The organism is Pedobacter chinensis, assembly GCF_003339865.1.
GTDB classification, from domain to species: domain Bacteria; phylum Bacteroidota; class Bacteroidia; order Sphingobacteriales; family Sphingobacteriaceae; genus Pedobacter; species Pedobacter chinensis.
The window spans coordinates 1-24,003 of sequence record NZ_QPKV01000015.1; the positions used below are offsets into that span (position 1 = coordinate 1).

Below are 24,003 nucleotides of genomic sequence, written 5' to 3' on the forward strand. Positions count from 1 at the left end.
ATTATCGTCATTGCAAGGGAGCGTAACAACGAGCATCTGTTTTGCCAATGATTTTTAGAGCTTCCTCGCCGCCGGAATGGCTCCTACCTTTTTCTTGATAAAAAGGTAGCCAAAAATCAAGGCTTGGCCCCCTCCCCAGCCCTCCCCTTAAAGGGAGGGAGCTATTTACTAATATCGAAACTTTAATGGCAACAGCGGATGAGGTCCGATGAAGGATCGGACTGACCGCTGTTTTGTGCCTGCAAATCCGAATGGAACTGCACAAGTTTCAACGGCCTATCCTTCCATCATTTCCTATGCCGGAGGACAGGGCGCAGAACCAGGCATCTCTGATAGGTTCATCTATAATAAGTCGTCATTGCGGGGAGGCACGACGAAGCAATCCGTTTTGTCTGTTGTTAATTCACGCTAATTTTAGTTAGAAAGATTGCCTCACGCCACCTCGCATATCCTTTTCTTCCGTTCGCAATGGCGAGTGTTTCAACAATTTTTCATCAGTGAACAGCATGCGAAAAACCAAAATCAATAAGTTCTTTTTACGAGTCCTTTCCCTTCAAGGGGAAAGGTGCCGATAGGCGGATAGGGGTTTTAACCAATGATTTTTAGAACTTCCTATGCCAGAGAATGCGTAACAGGAATTATAAAGGCGAAACAAGTAAGACTTTAGTTTCTCAGGTGTGGTTTTCGCCATTCCCAGGGTGCTACCGGATGCGCATCCTGCCACAAACCTGTTTTATTTTTTCTGGCCATCATTTCTAATTGCGCATATAAGGTATCGGTAGGATATTTTTTGAAATGCCAGGCCATGCCTTGCCTGATCATTTCCTGATTGATGACTTGTTTTTTACTGTTAACCACAACGGCGATCAGTCTTTTATATCGATCGTATTTTTCGCCGTAAACGGTAACTTGTTGTGCGAAACACAAATTGGACAAGGCTGCTTTAGCCTGGTTTCCGAAAGGTTGCGATCCTCTTTTTTCAGGGCAATCTATATGGGCTAAACGGATTTTAACGGGTGTATTCTGATATAAAACTTCCATGGTGTCGCCATCCATAATGCGGACGACTTTCGCCATGAAAGTTTTGTTTACCGGGCCTTCACTCCTGTTCGTGGCGGCAACCGGCTGAAACCAGAGTAACAGCAGAAGCAGGGTTACTTTTCCCATCCGCACAGTGTTTTACCCTGGCTTTTGGCTTTATCCAAAGTGGTTTCGATAATTTTGCGCTGGCAATTGCTTAAGCCCCGGCAGGTGGATTTGTAATGGTATTTCTTGCCGCCTTCACTGTTACAAAGGTAAACGGTCGTGCTTTCTTTGCAGGCAATACTGGTCAGAAAGAAAATAAATAGGGAGAGGGTTTTCATGGGATGTAAAATTATTTTCCTAATATAATTCTTTGTATTACAGGATCTAAATCTGAAGGCAGATCAGCTGTTTTGATCTGGAATTTTTTAATATTCATTGCGTTAAACCAATCAGTCCAATATTGATTGATTACGTCTTCTTCGTAAGGATTTTTTTTGGAAGGATTGATTCCTAAAACAAGAACTTCTAAATCCTGTAAATTGGTGGTTGCAGGTATAAAACCAAGCTGATTATTCTGAATAATTGATTTATAATTAGCGCTTGTAAGCTTTTTGGCTTGAATAAATGCAGGTGTAATATAAGAGCTTTTGTTTTTGTCAATTAATTTACTGTCTTTGTGATACATATAGCCATCTGTTATGATGACTAAAATATTTCTGTGCTTATCTTTGATACAATAATCATGAACCTTAGTTTTAAAGAACCGCCAAATATCAGAACCGATATACTGCCCGTCTTTAATTGCGGATTGATAAATTTTTACTGGAATCTCAGAAAAGACTTTATCTACATTATCTATATCCTTTTTGCTGGAGAATTTATCAAAACTTACTTTTAACTGCTTGCTAAGTTCATTTATTTCGAAGCTTTTCGGTTGAGGGTCAAAGAAAACCTGCATCTGATCATTCAGGGTTATTATTTTTTTCTGCTTCACATTGGAAAGGAACGCTTTCTCTACTGATTTGATATACTGGATGTCCCTTTGATAGTATCCAGGATATTTCTTCGGGTCAATTCTATCGGAAAGATCCAATAAAAAACTGATGTTTAGGTTTTGAGATGTTATTTTTTGCTGTGATGCAGTTTGATTTTCCTTTGTTTCTTCTTTTGTGAAACTTGAGCTGATTGCTATGAAAGGAATTAAAAGTAAAAATTTGATTTTCATGGTAATGGCCTTAAACTACAGATAAATAAACCGAATTTTGCGAGTCTGCACTAGCTCCAACTCCTTCACAGTGATTTTTATATACATCAATACATTCTTTCACTAAATTTTGTGTCTCCGTTTTCGATACGAATAATTTTTCACTGATGAATGTTATCCAGCCCTGTACGTATTCAGAGGCATACAGCACATATTCTTTCGTTGGGATAATAACCGCGTCAATTATTCTCTGTAGCTCCGAAATTCTTCCATTTGATTTAGCAATAAGTTCCTTAATGCTGTTCAATTCTAAGATAACGGCGTCTTTTTGTTTATCAAGATCTGAAATCCTTTCCTGATGAATGAGAATATCCTTTTGTCTCCTTTGCTGTTCATGTTTTATCTTGTCTTTTTCTTTATGTTCTTTCATTATAAAATCAAACACTAAACCCCAAATCACATATACCATGAAACCAGCGAAGATGATGCCCCAAAATTGAATTTTAGTAAAAGCTGTGGGCAAGTCAAATGGGAGCGAATTGAAGGTTTTATTCATATCATAAATTTTTTCTTCAATTTGATAAGCCAGGATTGCATCAAACACAAATGTGATTAGAACTAAAATTCCAATTTTAATGTAGTTTATCGCACTTTTACTTTCACTAAACATGTGAATTAAAAATCCTAACCCCAAGAATACAAATGGGATCAACGTTACAAAAGCTCCTTCTAGTGTTCCGTCCTCCCAAGCCTTATCAAATGCTTTAGGATCAAGAACATTCATCATCAAATTACTATCAGGATCAAATGTTTTGAAGAAAGCGGAGTATGATGTAGAAATATAAAAGGTAAATAAATATAAACTTATCGGAATAAGAATGATCATACCAATCCAAAACTTGGTGGATGCTCCTTTTTTTGCGTTGATGTGGTATTTTTCTGGATCTCGGGCTAAGTCATTAATTTCAAATTTTAAGCTCTCAATGTTATCTTTTACTGATCTAATGTTATCGTTAACTCTATTAATTTGTTCTTCTTTATTCTCTTTAGTTACGGTAAGTGCTTTTATCTCAGTTTCTTTATTCTTTTGCTCATTTATGTATGGCTCTTTAATCTGTCTTTGTTTTTCTACCAATTCTTTTTCTTCATTTTGGAATTTGGCATATATTGCATCTAAACATATAGATAGAGCTTGTGAACCACCAATATTTCTAGAGCCATCTCTGAAACCTGCTTCATGATAAGTTCTTTTTCTTGCTTCCTCTGTTTCTCCAATTTGATTTTTTATCACTTCATCTTTTTCATCTGAAGATTCAGTTACAGGTTTAAGGCGGAATAAATTTTTAATTTGACTGGTCATAATGCTTTAATTTTGAAGTTCGTTAATAATTTCATTCTTGGTTTTACCTTGTTTCACAGATTCCAAAAAGTAGTCGGCAAGTGCAACAATATTTTCATCAACAAAACCAAAAAGTTTGATGTATTTTTGTAAGGCAGAACGTTCATTGTCATCGATCTCATTATCAGCCCAAATCATCACGCTTAAATCATAGAGATAGTCTATTTTTTCTTCCAGAACATTGGGTAAAGTATTTTTTGAATCAATGGGCTTAAGAAGAATTTGGTCGAGGCTTTTTGCCGCAACACCCCTTTCCTCTGCAAATTTGTATAACATTTTTAGTTCGAGTGCGCTAAAGTCTTCATCGCAAATTGCCATTTGGTAAAGTCTCAGGAAATGAGCTTTAAGTTTTTCTGGTACTTGAATAATCTCCATATAATTAGTTTTTAGTTTTGGGTAAAATAATCCTGTCTCTGATATATGTTTTTTTTAGCGGGAGGCTCTTGATTCCTTTTTCTTTTACGACAATCTTTTTTTTCAAAAAGAATACGACCAAAAACAGTATTCCGGTTATAATATCGAATGGAATCCAGATGCTTTTTTTATACATATAAAAAGGGAACACAGGGTTAAAAAGAAAAAGTATAATTGTAAAAACAACGATAAGTGTAATATTTTTAAGTTTTATAAAATGGTAGATTGCCAGGGTTGCGCTTATTGAAACTATAATTCTGAGAAATGTATAATATTCAATCGGCAATTTTACTATAGCAATGAAACAACATACAGCACAGCAGATAAACAGGAATTTCATATCACTTAAATTTTAAAGGTTATTTTTTCAAAATGCGGGATTGCTTTTTGCCTGAACTATTGACTTAGCGGCAATCCCGACATTTAGTTGAGAGCAAAGCGTTACTAATAATTTTCTACCGTTTGATGCAATTGGTTTCTGTAGTCGTATAGTTCATCCAAGCTATTGATCAGTTTTTTCTCTCCGGCATCTTTTCCGTTATGAAAAGTTTCGAGGTATTTGTTTGTGGTATTGAAATGGAATCTACAGATGGGTTTCCGGTTATTATCATCTAATAAAACCCCGAAATAAGATTGGGTATCTCTGGCGGCAATGCGTACCGCAGAAATCTTTTCGCGTAAAATTGCTTTCACAATTTGAAAAGCTTCCAGCTCTTCTTCGGTGGTAACCACTTTGGATTCATTATTTTCATCAATTGAATTGATTTTGATATCACTTGGTGGTTCAGGCTTTTCACTCATGTTTAAGGCTGATTTCAGTCGATCGCTAATGGATTCGTTAATTGAAATGGTTAAGGCCTTTTTGGTATATTCTTTAAAAACCAGCATCCGGTTTGCTGTTAAAGGTTTATCAAAGAAACGGTTTACCAACAACCTGATCATTTCATCAGAAGGTTGATCGATCTCTTTTTCAAATTCTTTCCTGATGGCTTTAATGTATTTCAGTCCTTCGGCCGAATCCAGAATGGCTTCCAGGTTGTATTCGTTTTTGGTAAAACTCTGCAGGATTTTAATGGCATTATCTTTCAGGTCTTCTATATCAATAGTTAGAAAAGGCTTCTCATCCATGATGTTTGGTTTCTCCAGATCGGCATAAAAGTTATATACAGTACCATTGGTTAGTACGCCAAACCTGGCTTTGGAAACATGATAATAGCGATGCAACTGAGAGTTATGGGCATCGGCACTTTCTTTCCAGTGTTTACATTCGAAAATGAGAATGGGCTCATTGTTTTTGCGAATCACGTAATCTACCTTTTCTCCTTTTTTAGTACCGATATCACAAATGTGTTCAGGCACCACTTCTGTAGGATTAAATATATCGTAACCTAAAATTTGAATGAAAGGCATTACAAAGGCGTTTTTTGTAGCCTCTTCGGTATTAATCTGGTCTTTTAATCCGACTACTCTTTGATGTAGCTGTTCGAGCTTTAATTTAAGATCCATTTTAGTTGGGGTTGATTAGTTTGTTTAATCAAATGTATAACAGCTTCAATCACTTTTATTACGGGAAACCGTAAAGCGTAGTGATTCATTCCCAGTGGCTTATTGGATAAATTAATTTGATCGTGAATAAATGATAATGGCACCTTGACAGAGCCTTTAGGAAATTGTTTAAAATAGTTTGTTTGTTTTTACATCTGGTGGTTAGTGAGGACACGTACCACGGCCCGAGCCGCTCTCTGAACAAACTAACCATGAATCTTTCGAACACTTCCTGTATCTTCACAGATCAAACACTTTAATTCCGCTGCTATTAAATCTGCGTCATCTGTGCAATCCGCGGGAAAAAATCTCGCCCGCTGATCACGCGAATCTCGCAGATTCATCCCTGATCAATTTTTAGATTAAGAAATGACGTACCATCCCCGGCATTGGGTAGAATAAACCTTGGTAATGGTACCGTCACAGTGAATCTCCTTCAGAAAGTTATCGTTTTTGGGCTATTTGGTAAATGGAATTGAAACAGTGAGATTGCCACAAAACGATGAACGATCGTTTTTCAATGACGACCGCTTTGGTTCCCATTTGTCGTCTTTTTAGACCACTGTGAAGAGACTGAGTCGTTCCATGATCGAACCTATCATGAACCGGCCGAACACTTCCTGTATCTTCACAGATCAAACACTTTAACTCCGCTGCTATTAAATCTGCGTCATCTGTGCAATCCGCGGGAAAAAATCTCGCCCGCTGATCACGCGAATCTCGCAGATTAATCCCTGATCAATTTTTAGATTAAGAAACTGTTTAAAGGGTTCTAAATAATTCCGAAATCCTTACAATACGCCACAAGTTGCTCATTTTTGGAAAATCCTAATACTTCTTTCATTAAATTGAGGCGCTTTTCTACACTACTCAAACCAGATGGCTTAATATTGTTCTGCTGCAGATAAGTAGGGATATCTTTTTGTAAGGTGCCCTGAGAAAGCAGGGAAATAATGGTGATATCGAAATCTGTAAATTCGTAGGTATTCTTTTGCCTGAGCGATTGGCGGAGATCGGATGAAATATAAATCTTGTTTTGGGCAAGGGCTTCAATGGCCAGTTTAAGCTCTTTGGCATCGTGACGTGCTTTACGAACGTAGGCATTGATGCCCGTTTGTTTAAAAAGGGAATCGATAATGGCTGTTTTGGTTTCTGCGGAGAATACCAGAACCTTCATGTTTGGCTGGATTTGCTTGACTGCATTGATTAAAGCAGTACCATCTTTAATGACTTGAGCACGATGATCTTCCTCAAAAGAAAGGTCGGTAATTAACAGATCAAAGGGTTGATCATCATGGATATTTTTTTTAATGTGCATCAATGCATCGTCACAATAATAGGTATATTCTGTTCGGGTAATCCCAAAATCTTCCAATGTTTTTCTTACAGAAATACTGGTGCTTTCGTGGTCTTCTGCAATTAATACTCTTTTGAACATCATTAATCAATTTAAGATAAAGGAAAAGAAAGTTGAATTTTAAGTCCCTTTTCTGCTTTGGTGTCAAAGTTAATGGCACCGCCTATTCCACTTATACGGTTTCCCGTATTCCTTAGTCCATTATTAAAGGTGGTGCTGGCTTTCATGCCGAGGCCATTGTCAGTATAGAAGATATTGATTTGATTTTCCTTTTGCTCGAACCGCACCGCCACCTTACTGGCGGCACTGTGTTTTTTCATGTTAACCATCAATTCCTGCAGAATGTGTTCTACTTCATATTGCACATTCGGGTTTATTTTTTCCCATAGTTCGGCAGCATTTCCGGCAATAGCGATATGGGTATTCTCAGTAGCGAAAGATTTTAGCAGTTCGGCTATCTTTTCATGGAATGGCTGATTGCTCCTGAGCGGCTCTTCATAGGAAATGTCGCGTGATTTTTCATACAGATCTTCAATCCTGTCGAGTACTGAATCTTTATTGATGTGTTCCTGATTTTCCATTTCGCTCATTACCCGGTACAACCCATTGGCTACCACATCATGCACTTTTTTAGAGGTTTTCAGCTGGCTTTCGCGAATGGCCGTTTTCGCTTCTGATTCGATTTTTTGTTTACGCTTCCGGTACCAGAGCATAGCAATAATGCTTACTGCAATAAATAAGATAAAGCCAGCGGCAAGGAGAAATTCACGAGTGGCTATCTCATATTTTTTCTCGGTATTTTCCTTTTGAAGTTTAAGGTTATCAGCCTTGCTTTTCTCGGTTTCATAGCGAATCAGGGCAAATTGGTTTTTGGCTGCATTTCGTGCGGTTTGAACACTATCGGCCAATTGTTGATAGGTTTCGAAATATTGTTTGGTAGCGTTGGGTGGACTGAGTTTGATGAGTTTTTGTAGTGCTTCTAATTGATCATCCGGGCTTTTTAATTTTTGAGCAATATAATACATTTTAAGAGCATATAGCAAAGCGGAGTCTGGCTGTTTTTTACTGTAGTAATCCGATAAATGCGCATAACTGGCGTTTTGTCCCCATTCATCATTTTCATTTTTGCGGATGTTTAGTGCTTTTAATAAATACGGTGCAGCGTTATAATTTGGGTTTTGAAGCCATTTGGTTTTGGAAATATTGGATAAGATGCGTGCGTATTCTGTTTTGTTGTTGTTTTCTAGAGAAATGATTTGTTGGTAGATTTGTATGGCTTGATTGTATCGTTTTGATTTCTGATACGACAAAGCCATATTGTTTGATATGACTAGTTTAAAAAAGTCATTAGTTGTGAACTGCATGGCTTTTTTGAAATAATTTAAGGCCAAATCATAGTTCCGTAAATTGTTATTGGTTGCCCCCAGTTCATTATAATTAGAAGCCAAACAACTATAATCTGATTTTTTACTTTCGTTAAGAAATTTTAAAGATAGCATAAGACTTTCCTGAGCACCAAAATAATCGCCTGCATCCGATTGGATAATGGCCATATAATTATAAGACATTGCAACCCTCAGACTATCTTTGTTACCAGTAGCTACCCGATTGAAATAAATAAACGCAGAATCGTTATTTTTATAAATCAGGGATTCTCCCTTATCAAAATCAATATCTTTTGTTGAAACAGGGCTGGATATTTTGTCTTTACATGCAAAAAGACTAATCGAAAGCAGAAGAATTAGAATATGATTTTTCAAGAGGATAATATTTCTTCCAAATATAACAAAAAGGGCGGTGTATAATACTGACCGCCCTTTTGTTACAGATTTATGGATTTCTTGGTGGGATATGCCCTTGTTCTCCTCCAGTATCGTCACCGGGATCTTCATTACCTGGATCCTCATCACCTGGATCTCCATTAACATTTACAGTGGTGGTACTGCTGGCGCAGTGCGTATTGGTGGTTGAGGGATTCACTAATCCTAATAAAATTGCAATAAATAGGGGTAAAAACATGATTCAAAAATTTTAGAAATGATAAACTCAGTAGTTCCCCGCGAACCATTCGCGGGGCTTGCTACAATTGCAAATCAGAAGGCCTTCTGAAATTTTTGGGAAGTGATGAGTTTCCATCGCGGGAGCTTTTTAACTGCTTCCCAAACCGGTTATGAACTACCGCGATATCCGCTCTTGTTGAAATCTTTCTTTACATTTATACGATTATGAATAAATGGTTGTCCTGATTTCGGAAACAAAGATGGGGCTGTAATTAGCTTGTTATTAAGAAAAATCCTTTTGTGTCGATTGTTGTTCTCAAATACTGATTGTACTCTAAAAGTCTCAGAAAATCCTCTTACTTTTATAGACTAATGCTCTTGAAAATGCCTGAAGATTATAAAAAAGTAGTGCTATCCTATTATGAAGAAAGAATAAATGACGGGAGTCTTTCTCCAAATTTATTGGATCCTACTCCCGGAAGTTTAAGAGAAGAATGCATTTATAGCTATCGTAAAAGACATTCTTCTAAAGATGATGAGATAATTAGGTCTTTTTTTGGTGATACAGAGCAAGAATGCCTTGATTTGTTAGAGAAATCCTTTGCCATAAAATTCCGGCAGTTACCTAAAATCCTAAAGGGAAAAGTTGAAAATCCTAGTATTAAATATATTGAGCTGATAGCTTGGCTGATAGATTTTCAACCCAGGCCGAGTACTTCTTATTATAAGAGCTTTTACTCACAACCCGAAGCAGAAGCTGAACAACCTCCTATAACTGAAACGGGAACAGATATTAATAAAAAACGGGATGATGATGCTAATCAGGAGGAGGTTGGCGATAAAGAAAAGATAGAGGCAGATATTCCAGGGCAGAGCCATACCCAAGATGTCTTAACGGAAACAGGAGGCCAATCGGCTTCAAAAGAAATTCAAACCCTCTTAACAGGAACCGAACCAGGTTCTGCCATTACTGCCAATGCAGGTAACAACGAGATAGCACCTGTCCAGACATCCAAAAATAAACTTCCAATAGTCATCATCATTTGCATTATTGTTCTTCTTGCCGGTCGTGGTGCTTTTTATTTATGGGAGGAAAGCATCGCTAAAATCAGATTGCCTTTGGCAAATGAGCATTGCATGTATTGGACGGGCAGCCATTATGAGCCAACAAAATGCAATGTGTTAATGGACAATGTTTCCATCATTCCGTTAAACCTTCAAACATTAAAACGTTTGAAGAAAATCAGGCATCCGGAAAAGCTGACCAAGAGCGATTTAGGGAAGGTGTGGTATGCTAAAATTGAGGGGAAACCGGAGTTCTTTACGGATAGTGGGATGCACCCTGTGGATACCCTTAAAAGACTCAGGCCATTAACGCCCTATATCTTGGATAAGAATATAACCAGAACCGTTTTTTTATCTAGTGTACTGGGATGGCTTTATTACCTGACTCTGTTTCTTCTTTTTTCAATGCTTGTGGTCATTTATTTCAGGAGAAGTAAAAATCAGTCGCATCAGGCTTGACTTGTTGCCATTTCGATCTGTGTATGGATTTTAATGTAAGATTTTATATGAGTATCTTACAGCAAATCGAAATCCTATATGAAAATCGCAGTATTTAGTACCTGTAAATATGATCAGGAATTTCTTGAAAAATATAACAGTGGTCATGAGTTGGTGTTTTTTGAGGCTGTCCTAAGCCTGCAGAATGTAGCGCTTACCCAGGGTTTTGACGCTTTGTGTTTATTTGTAAATGACAGGGCAGATGCGGAAGTATTTGCCGCATTGGAAGAAAATGGGGTCAGACTTATTTTATTAAGGTGTGCTGGTTTTAATAATGTCGATTTGCCTGCGGCAAGTGAAGCCGGAATTAAGGTGCTGAGGGTGCCGGCTTACTCGCCCGAAGCGGTGGCTGAACATGCCATGGCCATGGTGCTCACTTTGAACCGGAAAACACATAAAGCTTATAACCGGGTAAGGGAGGGAAACTTTTCACTTGAGGGCCTGATAGGCTTTAATTTGCACCATTGTAAAGTGGCATTGATTGGAACAGGCAATATTGGCAAAGCTTTTTATAAAATATTAAAGGGTTTCGGTTGTGAGGTTATGGCCTATGATCCCTACCCTGATGAATCACTGATAAATGAAGGGTTAAAATACGGCACATTAGAAGAGGCAATTGCTGAGGCGGAGGTAGTTTCCCTGCATTGTCCGCTTTCGGATGACAACCATCACATGATCAACAGTACCACACTCGCACTTTTTAAAAAAGGGGCGATGTTGATCAATACCAGCAGAGGTGGGCTTATTGCCACGCAAGATGTAATTGAAGCGCTTAAGTCGGGCCAGTTGGGTTACCTGGGCTTGGATGTATATGAGCAGGAATCTGAACTTTTCTTCCAAAATCTTTCGGAAGATGTGATTCAGGACGATCAGATTTCCAGACTTATTTCATTTCCAAATGTGCTGATTACTTCTCATCAGGGTTTCTTTACCAAAGAGGCCATGGAACAGATTGCTACGACCACTTTTGCCAATGCCGATGCTTATGAATCAGGATTACCGCTCATGAATGAAGTACAGGCATAACTGATTTAATTTCGGTTTGGTGTGACACCAACCGATAGGGTCAACTGCTTATGCATTTGGAGGAAAGCCATCTTTCAATGATTCAACTGAACACCTGGCAGGGCAGATTGCTTCACTCCAACGCACATTCCTTTTCTTCAGTTCATAATGACGGGAATCTCAACAAAGTTTTATCTTAAACCTCCGGTGTGCCCGCAGAATATCGTCAATAGCAGATAGAGTTGTTGAGTCAACCATGATTCGATATTAACCTTTATCAGGGGCTTTAGACGCACTTGGCTCGGAGTTGGTTCGGACGTGTGACAATCCTACCCGAAGCAAATCCATCGCAAACCTGAATAAAATTTATGCAGATCGTTATCTTTCTATCATACTTTTATTATCTTAGATTAATCATCCCATAATCTCAAAAATTATGGCAATATTAAATGATGGAGTAAACGGTGGTTTCACCGGAAAAGTTGGAAGTGTAATTGGCTACCAGCTAAATGGAAAATGGGTAATAAAAGGATTACCTAAGTCCAGTAAAAAGAACAAAAAGGGAACGGCCGATCAAAATAAATGTCGGAGTAAGTTTACCTTGATGCAACATTTTTTGGCAGCAACTCTCGGTTTTGTTCGGGTAGGCTTTCATCTTGAGGCCAAGGCAAAAAGAATGTCAGCTCATAATGCAGCGAAGTCTTACAACATGTTACATGCATTCAACCAGAATAATCAGATTGATTATTCCAAAATTCGCTTATCCCATGGAAACCTGCTCGGTGCCGAAGAACCGCAGGTTTTGGCCGAAGAACATGGCTTACGCTTTACATGGAACAAACAACAGCTTTCAAACCATCAAAGTGCATATGATCAGGTTATGTTGCTTGCTTTTAACGAGGAGAGTAACATGACCTATTATATGCTGAGTGGAGCGAAAAGAAAAACTGAAACTGAAATGCTTGAAATTAACGAACATGAAAAGGGGAAAACATTTCACACTTGGATTTCTTTCATAGCAGATGACCGGGAAAATATTTCAAATAGTGTATACGCCGGTTCAATTATTTATTAATGAATATCGAACGAAATAGCGAGTCGTCGTGTTAATGGAATTTGTTATGACTTTTCTTATTGAGCAGGAATTATGATTTTCTATATCTTTGCCTGCTCAACATCAGGTTATGAATAAAGGAAAGCAAATCGCTGTTATTGGTTTAGGTTATGTCGGTTTGCCTCTGGCGATTGAATTTGCTAAAAAATATAAAGTAATTGGCTATGATATTAATGTGAATCGGGTTGATGCTTTAAATGACCTGAATGATATTACCAATGAAGCAAACCTGGCTGATCTTAGCTACGTTTTTAGTCATCATAATGAGTCTGCAGGCCTGTTGTTAAGCTCAAAGGCAGAAGATATCGCTAATTGCAATATTTATATCGTTACTGTTCCAACGCCCATTGACAACCTCAAGCAACCTGATCTCAAGCCGCTTTTGTCTGCCAGCAAATTGCTCGCCAGTGTTCTGAAAAAAGGAGATATTGTGATTTACGAATCAACTGTGTATCCGGGATGTACCGAGGAAGATTGCGTGCCTGTGCTGGAAGAGGCTTCCGGATTGAAATATAACCAGGATTTCTTTTGCGGCTACTCTCCTGAACGGATCAATCCTGGTGATAAAATCAATACGTTAACCAAAATTAAGAAAGTCACTTCAGGTTCTACACCAGCCATAGCAGTTGAAATAGATGAGCTATATTCTTCCATTATAGGCGCAGGCACACATCTTGCACCGAGTATCAAGGTTGCAGAAGCATCCAAAGCCATAGAAAATGCTCAGCGTGATATCAATATTTCTTTTGTTAATGAGCTGGCTTTGATTTTCGATAAGATGGATATTGATACCTCGGATGTACTTGCCGCGGCTGCAACTAAATGGAACTTCTTAAATTATAAGCCTGGTCTGGTTGGGGGGCATTGCATTGGTGTTGATCCTTATTATCTGGCTCATAAATCTGAATCTTTAGGGTATAAACCAGAAGTGATCCTTTCCGGAAGGAGAGTGAACAACAATATGGGCATGTTCGTTGCGAATAAGGTAATTAAAATGATTGTGGCGAAGGATAAGATCGTAAACGGAGCAAAGGTGCTGATATTGGGCTTTGCTTTCAAGGAAAATTGTCCGGATATCAGAAATACGAGAGTAATTGATATTTATAGTGAACTCCAGGCTTTTGGTGTTGAAGTTGATGTCTATGATCCTTGGGCAAATGCTGCTGAAGTGAAAACACAGTATGGAATTGAGCTGATAGAAAAAGAAAATTTTCAGCAATATCATGCCTTGATACTGGCCGTTTCCCATCAGAAATTTCTTGATTTAGATTATGCAGCTTTTAAAGCATCAGGTGCCATCATTTTTGATACGAAATCATTTATTGATCGTAATCTGGTTGATGCGAGGTTGTAGTAATTAGCTATTTGCCGATGATTTTTGAACTTCCTCGCCGCCGGAAGGGCTCCTACCTTTTTCTTGATAAAAAGGTAGCCAAAAATCAAGGCTTGGCCCCTCCCCAGCCCTCCCGTTAAAGGGAGGGAGCTATTTATTAATATCGAAACTTTAATGGCAACAGCGGATGATGTCCGATGAAGGATCGGACTGACCGCTGTTTTGTGCCTGCAAATTCGAACGAGTTTGCACAAGTTTCAACAGCTATCCTTCCATCATTTCCTATGCCGGAGCACGGGGCGCAGAACCAGGCGTCTCTTATAGGTTCATCTATAAGTCGTCATTGCTGAGGAGGCACAACTAAGCAATCTGTTTTGTCTGTTGTTGATTCACGCTAATTTTAGTTAGAAAGATTGCCTCACGCCACCTCGCATATCCTTTTCTTCCGTTCGCAATGACGAGTGTTTCAACAATTTTTCATCAATGAACAGCAGGCGAAAACAAAAATCAATAAGTTCTTTTACAAGTCCTTTCCCTTCAAGGGGAAAGGTGCCGATAGGCGGATAGGGGGGATTTACTGATGAACCATGAGGGGAAGCTCCCCTCCTTTTTTAAGGAGGGGGTGTGAAGGGTGGTGAGTTGGCAGGGGTGGTTTTGTTGTGTGCTCTCGTATTATCCTCATTGCGAGGGAGCGTAATGACGAGCATCTGTTTTGCCAATGATTTTTGGAGTTTCCTCGCCGCCGGAAGGGCTCTAAACTTTGTCTTGACACAAAGTTTAACAAAAGTCAAGGCTTGGCCCCCTCCCCAGCCCTCCCCTTAAAGGGAGGGAGCTATTTACTAATATCGAAACTTTAATGGCAACAGCGGATGATGTCCGATGAAGGATCGGACTGACCGCTGTTTTGTGCCTGTAAATCAGAATGGAACTGCACAAGTTTCAACGGCCTATCCTTCCATCATTTCCTATGCCGGAGAATGCGTAACGGGGATTGTTTCATGCAAGAAGCCTAGTACACCAACGTCATTTCCGCGCAGGCGGAAACCTTAAAGCTTTCGCTGTTTGGCGGTCGCTATTGGGTTGAGGGCGGATTTGCAACCCAGTTCTTTTACGAGTCCTTTCCCTTCAAGGGGAAAGGTGCCGATAGGCGGATAGGGGGATTTACTCATGCGCCATGAGGGGAACTCCCCTCCTTTTTTAAGGAGGGGGTGTGAAGGTGGTGTAATGGAAGGGGTGGTTTAATGGGCGTTCTCTCCCATTGTCATCATTGCGAGAAGGCACGACAAAGCAATCCCTTTTGCCGTCGTAATCTCAATTTGCAGTATTGGAAAGATTGCTTCACTCCGCCACACATACCTTTTCTTCACTCCGCAAAAACAGGCGTTTTATCAGTGAACTATCTCTTTATGATTAGGAAAAATGCCAATTGTATCGATGACAGTTTTTTTACCTATAAATAATTATGTATGTTTGCATGCTCAAAATCTACGAAATAATTTATGAAGGTTGCCCTTATCACAGGCGTTACAGGACAAGATGGTGCTTATCTGGCAGAATTTCTGCTCAAAAAAGGCTACTTTGTGCATGGTATAAAAAGGCGTTCATCTTTATTTAACACTGATCGGATCGATCATCTCTACCAGGATCAGCATGAAAACCATGTGAACTTTAAATTGCATTATGGTGATTTAACTGATTCTACCAATTTAATCCGTATCATTCAGGAAACACAACCAGATGAAATTTATAATCTGGCGGCCATGAGCCATGTTCAGGTCAGTTTTGAAATGCCTGAGTATACTGCAAATGCGGATGGGATCGGTACGTTAAGACTTTTAGAGGCGGTAAGAATTCTAGGTTTGGAAAAGAAAACGAAAATCTATCAAGCCAGTACTTCGGAATTATATGGTTTAGTGCAAGCTGTTCCACAAAGTGAAACTACCCCGTTTTATCCCAGGTCGCCTTATGCTGTAGCTAAAATGTATGCTTATTGGATCACAGTAAATTATCGTGAGGCTTATAACATGTTTGCCTGTAATGGTATTTTGTTTAACCATGAAAGTCCTTTACGAGGCGAAACTTTCGTAACCCGTAAAATTACAAGGGGAGCATGTAAAATAGCTTTAGGCCTTCAAAATTGCCTTTATCTTGGTAATTTATCTGCACAAAGAGATTGGGGGCATGCGAAAGATTATATTGAAGCCATGTGGTTGATCTTACAGCAAGAAGAAGCAGAAGATTTTGTAATTGCTACAGGGGTTACCACTACCGTTCGTGACTTTGTAAAAATGAGCTTTGCCGAACTGGGGATTGATCTTGAGTTTTCAGGAAAAGATGAAAATGAGAAAGGTGTGATCGTTGGTTTAGATGTGGAGTTGATTAGTAGTTTGGGTCTAAACCCTGAGAAGTTGTTTTTAGGCACTACTGTCGTAAAGGTTGATCCTAAATATTTTAGGCCAACAGAAGTTGATTTGCTGTTGGGAGATCCCACTAAATCCAAAACCAAACTGGGCTGGCAGCCAAAATATGATCTTCAGGCATTGGTAGAGGATATGATGAAATCTGATCTACATTTGATGAAAAAAGATGAATATTTGAAACGGGGAAATTTTAAGACACTTAACTATTTCGAGTAAAAATAAATTTAAGTGCCTGATTATAAGTTTTTAGTAAATTATTAAGTGGATTTTTTTGAATTTGGCATAATTATGGCTTATTTCTGGTGTTAAACTTATATGGGCTAAAACTTAAGGCTATATAATTATCTATACCAAATATGAGCTATCTAGATTATACTTGCAGAAAATGCAATGCTCCATTTCATTATCAAGTTCCACGAAGTAAATTGTTTAAAATAGTATTTGGCTTTTTACCCATCCGTATTTATTGGTGTCCAAAATGCATGGCCAACAGGTATGTGTGGGTAAATAATAATAATAAAAGGAAAAATTAATTCTCATTCTATTAATGGTTAATGCAAGTCAATTTATAATCTCATTAAGTGGGCTCTTCTGACCGGATATAATGCTCAGGTGTTTCTCAAAGCAGTTAAAGTAGAAACATGCTGGCCCTATTCTTATAAAACATTAAGGTATTTTTAGTATAATTTATAAAGGAAGTGTTAATGAGCTTAATTTTTTCAAAATTGCACAATTTTTTAAATTATTCTGGAGTTAATTTAGGCAGAAGAATTTACCGAAGTGCTTTCAAACTAAATATTTCCGTATGTTTGTAGCCAATTGTTGTGCTACCTATTTGTTTAATAATACAAATACTATCTTTTATACCGTAAAATTTAAAAAGAAAATTCTACCACTTTCCATGAAGTTGAAATTTTATACCTTATTATTGATTTTCCTCTCTTTTTTTATCCGCGAGGCGTCATTTGCCCAAACGAATTATGCAAATGTAAAAGTTGATGAATTGTCAGATACTCAAATCAGGCAATTGATTCAGCGAGCAGAATCAATCGGTTATAATGATGCTCAGTTAGAACAATTGGCTGCGGCACAAGGCATGAGTAGCGCAGAAATTTCAAAACTGAGAATTAGGGTAGAAAAGATAAGAAAACAGGAAGGAAATAATAATAATAATAAAGAAAATAATAATAATAAATCAAGTCGGGAAACTGAATCGGATAGGTCAAGAAGATATGAAAATATTAAGGCAGATACTACTGAAAACAAATCAAATAAACCCAATAAGAATTTAATTGAGCCACAGCAGCCAGATGCAAAAGATATTTTTGAAGGTTTAAAGCCCAAAATTTTTGGTTCGGAGTTGTTTAAAAACGGAGACATTACTTTTGAACCGAATTTACGTATGGCAACTCCAAAAAGTTATATCATTGGACCGGATGATGAGTTATTAATTGATTTAACAGGAGACAATGAGCAGGATTATAAGCTAAAAGTTAGTCCGGAAGGTACAATCAGGCTACAATATGTAGGTCTGATTTCTGTTGGTGGTTTAACCATAGAGCAGGCGATTTCAAAAATCAGAAATGCAATGTCAGGTACATATCCTGCGTTAAGAACAGGCAGAACACAAGTGGCCATAAATCTGGGCAATATCCGCAGTATCAGGGTGGTACTCACAGGAGCTGTAGTAAAACCAGGAACTTATACTTTACCGTCACTGGCAACCGTTTTTACAGCCTTAAATGCTTCTGGCGGCCCCAATGAAAATGGTACTTACCGTAATATACAAGTGGTAAGAAATAATAAAGTGGTTAGCACCATTGATGTGTATGATTTTGTTCGTAATGGCATACAAAAGGGCAATATCCGTTTACAGGATCAGGATGTGATCAATATACCAGTATACCAAACCAGGGTTGAGGTTACCGGAGAAGTGAAAATACCTGCCTTATTTGAAATTGTTAAAGGAGAAACATTACAGGAAGTATTAAATTTTGCCGGTGGCTTTAGTAACCAGGCTTATACCGGAAAAATCAAAATACTACAAAACACGGCAAAAGAGCGCCGCATAACAGATGTAGCCGCTGTAGATTTTAATTCATATTTTCCCCAGAACGGAGATAAGTTTATTGTGGAAACCATATTAGACCGTTTTGAGAACAGGGTTGAAATTTCAGGAGCAGTATTTAGACCAGGAATATATGAATTGGATAAAGGATTAACGCTAAAGGGCTTAATCAATAAATCTGATGGATTAACAGAAGATGCATTTTTAAACAGAGGATATATCACCAGGTTAAATCCAGATAATTCCGAATCTTTAATTTCATTTGATGTTGCAAAAATTATATCAGGAAGTATTGCTGATATTCCATTGCAACGTGAAGATAAGATAACCATCAATTCTTTGTTTGATTTAAGAGATGAATATATCGTTAATATCCAGGGAGAGGTTCGGGCGCCTGGTACTTTTAATTTTGCAGATAATATGACTTTAGAATCTGTAATTCAAATGGCAGGTGGTTTTAAAGAAGGCGCAACTCCCGAGCGCATAGAAATATCGCGTCGGGTCAGAAATAGTGACGCAACTTCTTCGTCTGCACGAACTGCTGAGGTATTTACGGTAAATGTGGATAGGAATTTGGAATTACAGGGAGCCCCTTTTATATTAAAACCCTTTGATATTATCTCTGTTAGAAATGCTGAAGGTTATACCGTACAAAAACAAGTAAAACTGGAAGGTGAGGTTGTTTATCCAGGAACTTATACCATTACCCGTAAAGATGAACATATCTCAGAACTGATTAAACGTGCTGGCGGATTAACTTCTTCTGCCTATGCCGATGGTGCTTCTTTAAAAAGACCAGGTCCAGCGTTAGAACGACCTAATGATAAAAATGCCATTAATTTAAAAGAAGAAGAAAATAAAAAGCTATTAAACCTAAAGCGATTACAGGAAGCGGGAACAAAAGATACGGTGTCTATCGAAGTTGAGCAGCAACTGATTCAAAGTGATTTGGTGGGGATAAATTTGGTAAAAATTTTAAAATCTCCCTTATCTAAACAAGATTTGATTTTGGAAGATGGTGATATTATCCGTGTGCCCCGTACCCTGCAAACCGTAAAGGTTACCGGAGAAGTTTTAAATCCAAACAGTATTGTTTATTTATCGGGTAAAAGCTTAAAACAATACATCAATGGTGCCGGAGGATTTACGACAAATGCCCGTAAAGGAGGAACTTATGTGAAATATGCTAATGGATCTGCAGCTGCGGTTAGTAAATTTTTGTTCTTCAATAATTATCCCGTTATAAAACCCGGGGCAGAAATATTAGTGCCGAAAAGGGCAGAACGAGAAAAAATTAGTGCGCAGGCTTGGATAGGAATTGGAACCGGTGTGGCATCGCTGGCTGCAATTATAGTTTCATTGCTTAGATAATTCTAATCGAACTTAAGAAATATAAATGAACTCGGAAAATATAAACCATCCACCTCATTTGTCAAAAGAGATATCATTAAAGGAAATGGCTGAGGAAATCAGCATGTTATACCATTACCTATTAACCAAATGGGGAGTGATTGTTTTATCTGGCCTAATTGGGGGGGGGGTAGGCTTAGCTTATTCTTATCTGAAAAAACCAACCTATACTGCCATTACAACATTTGTTTTGGAAGATGAAAGATCAAGTAGTGGCGGATTTGGATCTATAGCTGGCTTAGCATCCATCGCCGGAATTGACTTAGGTTCAGGGGGCGGTAATATTTTTCAAGGAGACAATATTCAGGAATTATATAAGTCACGAAAAATGATAGAAAAAACACTTTTAACCAGTGTGGCTATTGGTAATAAAAATCAATTGTTAATCGATCGTTATATTGATTTCAATAAAATGAGAGAAAAATGGTCTGGAAAACCAGAATTACAAGGTATCAGGTTTTCCACCAGAGATACATCAAAAAAGAATTTAAATAAATTTTCTCGGGTTCAGGATAGCATTATAGGAGTAATCGTTACGGATATCAATAAGAATTATTTAAATGTTGTGAAACCAGATAAAAAACTGAGTATTATTAAAGCAGAGGTTGTATCTAAAGATGAGATTTTTGCCAAATCATTTAATGAACAGATCGTTAAAAATGTAAATGATTTTTATGTACAAACTAAAACTAAGAAAGCTAAAGATAATGTAGCTATTCTTCAGCAAAAAACCGACTCTGTAAGAAGCGTAATGAATGGAGCAATATACTCGGCAGCTTTGGTTGCTGATGCTACCCCAAATTTAAATCCAACTCGACAAGTACAACGGACAGCACCAATACAAAGATCTCAATTTTCTGCAGAAACAAATAGGGCAATCCTTTCTGAACTTGTAAAGAATCTTGAGCTTTCCAAGATTTCTTTGAGAAAAGAGACACCACTAATTCAAGTTGTTGATGAACCGGTTTTCCCTTTAGAAATAAATAGGATTGGTAAAGCAAAGGGTATTTTAATTGGTGGAGCTTTAGCCGGTTTGTTGAGCATTGCTATATTAACCTTGCGTAGGGCATTAAAATCAATTTATATTAAATAATAGAAACTTGCAATATGATTGTTTTATCACACCGTGGATATTGGATAAGTGACAATGAAAAAAATACTGTCACTGCTTTTAAACGATCTTTCGAACTTGGCTTTGGTACTGAAACAGATATCAGAGACCTAAATGGCGAATTGGTAATTTCTCATGATATTCCGGTGTTGAGTAAAACAACAATCTATGTCCAGGAATTTTTCAACTTGTATAGAAGTTACAATAAAGATCTCCCCTTAGCCTTAAATGTTAAATCGGATGGCCTCCAAACACAATTGAGGAAATTATTGGAAAAATACGAAATCTCAAATTATTTTGTGTTTGATATGTCTATCCCTGATGGATTGCAGTACCATAAACATGGCTTTAACGTATTTACCAGACAAAGCGAATATGAAGTACGGCCGGCTTATTACGATGAATCAGTAGGTGTATGGCTCGACGAATTTAAAAGTCACTGGATTTCTACGGAGGTAATAGCAGATCATTTGAAAAATAATAAAAAAGTTTGCATTGTTTCTCCAGAATTACATAAGAGAAAGTATCATGAAGAGTGGTCAGATTATAAAAAAATGTCAAATCTGATTACCAATCAAAATAATTTAATGATTTGTACAGATAAACCCGAAGAAGCACGAGCATATTTCAAATGAAAAAAATAAAAGCGGTAATATTTGACATGGATGGCGTGTTAATAGAAGCTAAAGAGTGGCATTATGAATCATTAAATAGGGCATTAGCCTTATTTGGATCTTCGATTAGCAGATATGACCATCTAACAACTTTTGATGGCTTACCTACGAAAAAGAAGCTAGAGATGCTTTCTTTGGTTGCTGGATTTCCTATTGGTTTACACCGGCTTGTAAATGAGCTTAAGCAGCAATATACAATGGAAATCGTTTATGCTAATTGCAAACCAGTATTTCAACAGCAATACGCATTATCAAAGTTGAAAGAGGAAGGATATAAATTGGCGGTTTGCTCCAATTCTGTTACAAAAACGGTAGAGATCATGATGGAGAAAGCGGCTTTAATAGATTATCTTGAATTCTTTTTGTCAAATCAGGATGTAGTAAATGGGAAACCAGACCCATCTATATACAATTTAGCTATACAACGTTTAGGATTACAGCCTGAAGAATGTTTAATCGTCGAAGATAATGAACATGGAATCAGAGCTGCCAAGGATTCAGGAGCCCATGTTCTAGTTGTAGAAAGCCCGGCAGACGTTCATTATTATAATATCAAAAATCGAATTAAGGAGATAGAAAATGCTTAAAATAATTATACCATTGGCTGGCTCATCTGAATTATTCTCGAATGCTGGATATTATTATCCAAAACCTTTGATAGAAGTGAATGGTTTGCCAATGATAGAGATGGTTCTCGAAAATCCGCGAATGGTGGATAGCGAAAAATCTTTCATTTTTATCATTAAGGAGGAAGATGCTAAAAGATTTCATTTGGACAATACGCTGAAAATTCTTGCTCCAAACTGTGAAATCATCAAATTGGCTCAAAATACCAAAGGTGGTTTATGCAGTGTATTAATGGCCATAGATAAAATTAGCGTAGATGATGAAATTCTTATTCTTAATGGCGATCAGGTAATTGATTTTAACCTCGATACAATTTATAAATTTTGGAGCAAAGAAGATGCGGATGCAGGGCTTATTACCTTCAATTCAGTCCATCCGAGATGGTCTTATGCGAGATTGATAGATAATGTTGTCGTACAAACAGCAGAAAAAAATCCGATCAGTAATTTTGCAATTGCAGGAGCCTATTATTTTAAGAATGCCTCAATTTTTTTTGAAGCTGCATTTAAATCTATCAAAGAAGACGTTCATTTAGACGGTCTTTTTTATATTTCTCCAGTGATTAATCAGTATGTGCTGAAAGCCAAAAAAGTAATTACCTACAAAATTGATGGCAAGCAATATCATTTGTTTTATTCGCCACAAGTACTGGAAGATTTTGAACGTAATTTTCAAAAATAATGGAGGTTTATAAAATAAAAGACATGTTTAATGGGTGGTTCATTGGAAATTTTGAACCTTCCCTTCTTAAGACTAATGACTTAGAGGTTGGTTTAAAAGAATATAAAAAAGGGGATTATGAAGGGTTTCACTATCACAAAATTGCAACAGAATATACTGTTATTGTTTGTGGTAAAGTTGAAATGAACGGCATTCAATACGAGGAAGGAGACATCCTTGTAATGAAGCCCTTTGATGTCACAGATTTTAAGGCACTTACTGATGTGAAAACACTGGTGGTAAAACTTCCTGGAGCAAATAACGATAAATATATTTAACATGATTAATATTGTAATCCCTATGGCAGGCGAGGGTAGCCGATTTGTTAAAGCTGGCTTCGAAAAACCAAAGCCTTTCATTGATGTGGAAGGACTACCAATGATTGAAAGGGTAATGGAAAACCTGAATTATCAAAATGCCCATTTCATTTTGATTGGCAGGAAAGATCATTTAGAAAAAGAAAAGAAACTTGTAAACAAAATCATTAATAAATATGATGCAGAGTTTATTGCTATAGATAAACTAACAGAAGGCACTGCTTGTACGGTTTTATTTGCAAAAAAGCAGATAGACAATGATTATCCTCTATTGATAGCTAATTCAGACCAGATTGTAGATATTGAGATCGCTGATTTTATTAATGATTGTTTGCAGAGAAATTTAGATGGATCTATATTGACTTTTAAAGATGAAGAATTGAACCCGAAATGGTCTTTTGCAAAAACTGATGCAAGTGGAATTGTACAAGAAGTAAAAGAGAAAGAAGCAATTTCCAACAATGCTACGGTTGGTATTTATTTATTTGCCAAGGGCAGTGATTATGTGGATGCTGCAATACAGATGATTATTGAGAACGACAGGGTAAACAATGAGTTTTATACTTGCCCATCTTACAATTATGCGATTAGAGATGGTAAAAACATTGGAGTGTATGATATCCCTTTTACTGCTATGCATGGCATCGGCACGCCCGAGGACCTTGATGTATTTTTAAAAAAAAATCGGACATAGGA

22 protein-coding genes are annotated in these 24,003 nt (G+C 37.5%); 12 read left to right on the forward strand and 10 right to left on the reverse strand.

The features are described from left to right. Positions 1–663: 663 nt before the first annotated feature. The 10 genes from DU508_RS22295 to DU508_RS23950 form a co-directional block, all read right to left on the reverse strand. The gene (locus tag DU508_RS22295; RefSeq protein ID WP_233509708.1) at positions 664–1,167 is read right to left on the reverse strand and encodes a thermonuclease family protein; all 504 of its coding nucleotides are present in this window, start codon (positions 1,165–1,167) and stop codon (positions 664–666) included. After that, positions 1,155–1,364 (reverse strand): hypothetical protein, encoded by a 210-nt coding sequence (locus tag DU508_RS22300; protein WP_115404883.1) that lies wholly within the window; start codon positions 1,362–1,364, stop codon positions 1,155–1,157. The genes DU508_RS22295 and DU508_RS22300 overlap by 13 nt, the downstream gene beginning before the upstream one ends. Positions 1,365–1,375: 11 nt before the next feature. After that, entirely contained in the window at positions 1,376–2,020 is a 645-nt protein-coding gene (locus DU508_RS22305; RefSeq protein ID WP_199562767.1) for a hypothetical protein, read from the reverse strand. Between the two features lie 241 nt (positions 2,021–2,261). Beyond that, positions 2,262–3,590: a beta-carotene 15,15'-monooxygenase gene (locus tag DU508_RS22310; RefSeq protein WP_115404885.1), complete on the reverse strand. Its 1,329-nt coding sequence runs from the start codon at positions 3,588–3,590 to the stop codon at positions 2,262–2,264. A 6-nt stretch (positions 3,591–3,596) separates the two neighbouring features. After that, entirely contained in the window at positions 3,597–4,004 is a 408-nt protein-coding gene (locus DU508_RS22315) for a hypothetical protein (RefSeq protein ID WP_115404886.1), read from the reverse strand. 4 nt (positions 4,005–4,008) lie between these two features. After that, positions 4,009–4,383 (reverse strand): DUF6804 family protein, encoded by a 375-nt coding sequence (locus tag DU508_RS24400; protein ID WP_115404887.1) that lies wholly within the window; start codon positions 4,381–4,383, stop codon positions 4,009–4,011. A 104-nt stretch (positions 4,384–4,487) separates the two neighbouring features. Next, positions 4,488–5,549 carry a type I restriction endonuclease gene (locus DU508_RS22325; protein WP_115404888.1) on the reverse strand — a complete coding sequence of 354 codons (1,062 nt, stop codon included), beginning with the start codon at positions 5,547–5,549 and terminating at the stop codon, positions 4,488–4,490. An 811-nt stretch (positions 5,550–6,360) separates the two neighbouring features. Next, complete coding sequence (locus tag DU508_RS22330; RefSeq protein ID WP_233509709.1) at positions 6,361–7,029, reverse strand: response regulator; 669 nt, start codon at positions 7,027–7,029, stop codon at positions 6,361–6,363. An 8-nt stretch (positions 7,030–7,037) separates the two neighbouring features. Then, positions 7,038–8,705, reverse strand: coding sequence for an ATP-binding protein (locus tag DU508_RS22335; protein WP_233509710.1), 1,668 nt, complete (start codon positions 8,703–8,705; stop codon positions 7,038–7,040). 70 nt (positions 8,706–8,775) lie between these two features. After that, positions 8,776–8,964, reverse strand: coding sequence for a hypothetical protein (locus DU508_RS23950; RefSeq protein WP_158542233.1), 189 nt, complete (start codon positions 8,962–8,964; stop codon positions 8,776–8,778). 365 nt (positions 8,965–9,329) lie between these two features. Here DU508_RS23950 and DU508_RS22340 point away from each other — a divergent pair, with 365 nt between their 5' ends. From DU508_RS22340 to DU508_RS22395, 12 genes are all read left to right on the forward strand, one after another. Further along, positions 9,330–10,469 carry a hypothetical protein gene (locus DU508_RS22340; protein WP_115404890.1) on the forward strand — a complete coding sequence of 380 codons (1,140 nt, stop codon included), beginning with the start codon at positions 9,330–9,332 and terminating at the stop codon, positions 10,467–10,469. A 78-nt stretch (positions 10,470–10,547) separates the two neighbouring features. Continuing rightward, positions 10,548–11,534 carry a 2-hydroxyacid dehydrogenase gene (locus DU508_RS22345; RefSeq protein ID WP_115404891.1) on the forward strand — a complete coding sequence of 329 codons (987 nt, stop codon included), beginning with the start codon at positions 10,548–10,550 and terminating at the stop codon, positions 11,532–11,534. Positions 11,535–11,949: 415 nt separating this feature from the next. Then, a complete protein-coding gene (locus DU508_RS22350; protein WP_115404892.1) occupies positions 11,950–12,588 on the forward strand; it encodes a DUF6266 family protein in 639 nt (212 codons plus the stop codon). A gap of 109 nt (positions 12,589–12,697) precedes the next feature. After that, entirely contained in the window at positions 12,698–13,981 is a 1,284-nt protein-coding gene (locus tag DU508_RS22355; protein WP_115404893.1) for a nucleotide sugar dehydrogenase, read from the forward strand. 1,478 nt (positions 13,982–15,459) lie between these two features. Further along, positions 15,460–16,596 (forward strand): GDP-mannose 4,6-dehydratase, encoded by a 1,137-nt coding sequence (gene gmd / locus DU508_RS22360; RefSeq protein WP_115404894.1) that lies wholly within the window; start codon positions 15,460–15,462, stop codon positions 16,594–16,596. Positions 16,597–17,281: 685 nt separating this feature from the next. Beyond that, positions 17,282–19,819: a polysaccharide biosynthesis/export family protein gene (locus DU508_RS22365; protein ID WP_115404975.1), complete on the forward strand. Its 2,538-nt coding sequence runs from the start codon at positions 17,282–17,284 to the stop codon at positions 19,817–19,819. Between the two features lie 136 nt (positions 19,820–19,955). Beyond that, positions 19,956–20,951 carry a lipopolysaccharide biosynthesis protein gene (locus tag DU508_RS22370; RefSeq protein WP_317047858.1) on the forward strand — a complete coding sequence of 332 codons (996 nt, stop codon included), beginning with the start codon at positions 19,956–19,958 and terminating at the stop codon, positions 20,949–20,951. 14 nt (positions 20,952–20,965) lie between these two features. Beyond that, positions 20,966–21,604 carry a PI-PLC domain-containing protein gene (locus DU508_RS22375; protein WP_115404896.1) on the forward strand — a complete coding sequence of 213 codons (639 nt, stop codon included), beginning with the start codon at positions 20,966–20,968 and terminating at the stop codon, positions 21,602–21,604. Continuing rightward, a complete protein-coding gene (locus tag DU508_RS22380; protein ID WP_115404897.1) occupies positions 21,601–22,230 on the forward strand; it encodes an HAD family hydrolase in 630 nt (209 codons plus the stop codon). Before DU508_RS22375 ends, DU508_RS22380 begins: the two co-directional genes overlap by 4 nt. Next, positions 22,223–22,951, forward strand: a complete 729-nt coding sequence (locus DU508_RS22385; RefSeq protein WP_115404898.1) for a glycosyltransferase family 2 protein — start codon at positions 22,223–22,225, stop codon at positions 22,949–22,951. The genes DU508_RS22380 and DU508_RS22385 overlap by 8 nt, the downstream gene beginning before the upstream one ends. Further along, the gene (locus DU508_RS22390; protein WP_115404899.1) at positions 22,951–23,268 is read left to right on the forward strand and encodes a hypothetical protein; all 318 of its coding nucleotides are present in this window, start codon (positions 22,951–22,953) and stop codon (positions 23,266–23,268) included. Before DU508_RS22385 ends, DU508_RS22390 begins: the two co-directional genes overlap by 1 nt. 1 nt (position 23,269) lies before the next feature. Then, positions 23,270–24,001 (forward strand): glycosyltransferase family 2 protein, encoded by a 732-nt coding sequence (locus DU508_RS22395; protein ID WP_199562768.1) that lies wholly within the window; start codon positions 23,270–23,272, stop codon positions 23,999–24,001. Positions 24,002–24,003: the final 2 nt, after the last annotated feature.